Source organism: Erwinia sp. MYb416, assembly GCF_037479575.1.
GTDB lineage: Bacteria > Pseudomonadota > Gammaproteobacteria > Enterobacterales > Enterobacteriaceae > Erwinia > Erwinia rhapontici.
Window position 1 is genome coordinate 1 of the sequence record NZ_JBBGYT010000426.1, and the last position, 802, is coordinate 802.

The window sequence follows — 802 nt, forward strand, 5'->3', positions numbered from 1 at the left end:
CTTGCAGAATACGCAGGTACGCAGTACCAATATCGATATTTTTCACCGGGTCACGCAGTTCCGACTTCGTTGGTTGCCCACGTCGACCCTGTGAACGATACACTTCCCGTCCTGCCGTAGAGGCTTTTATCTGCATCAATCCAACGGCATTCGACTTGCTGACGACCGTGGGGTTGCCGCCTGATTCTACGGTAATAATCGCTTCCACCAGCTTTTGATCCACGCCATTCCGCTGTGCTGCCTGCTCGGTCATCATCGACCAGGCGCTGGCCACCTGCGAAGGTGGGGCCTGTGTTAAGGGAGTATCCGGCTGACGAACAATTTTTCTCTGGGGTTCACTGGCACAACCTGCCAGCAATAATGCAGCGATCATCGCCGCCATTTTCACGCTTTTTCTCACGTTTTTATTATCCTCTGAGCCTTAGCTTCGAGACTATCATACGGGTTGCCGACCATTAGGAAATTACCGTAACTCTTAAATTGTGCGGCATGCTGGTGACTTCACAGCAGCTATTCGTCATCATCGAATCAATTGGACAGCGCCCGGTTCGAAATAATTCACTGCTGGCGCATAAAAAATCATCAAAGTGAGTGTTATGGCGACAATCCCACGTACGATCCATCTGGTTGCCCCTTCCGGCTACTGCCACAATCCTGCGGCCGCAGCGCGCGGCGTGACACGTTTGCAGGCGGATGGCCACCGGGTTGATAACAGCGGTATTATTGCCCGCCGCGAGCAACGTTTTGCCGGTAACGACAGCCAGCGCCTGGCCGATATCAACGGTCTGGCTCAGCTTAATCC

Annotated in this window: 2 protein-coding genes; one reads left to right on the plus strand and one right to left on the minus strand. The window is 53.2% G+C overall.

Annotated elements, in window-relative coordinates; all coding sequences use genetic code 11:
• Nucleotides 1–400: transglycosylase SLT domain-containing protein (locus WH277_RS08205; RefSeq protein WP_339505210.1), on the minus strand; the 400-nt coding region annotated here is incomplete at its 3' end.
• Nucleotides 401–596: 196 nt separating this feature from the next.
• Between WH277_RS08205 and WH277_RS08210 the strand changes: the two genes are divergently transcribed.
• Nucleotides 597–802: LD-carboxypeptidase (locus WH277_RS08210; RefSeq protein WP_339505212.1), on the plus strand; the 206-nt coding region annotated here is incomplete at its 3' end.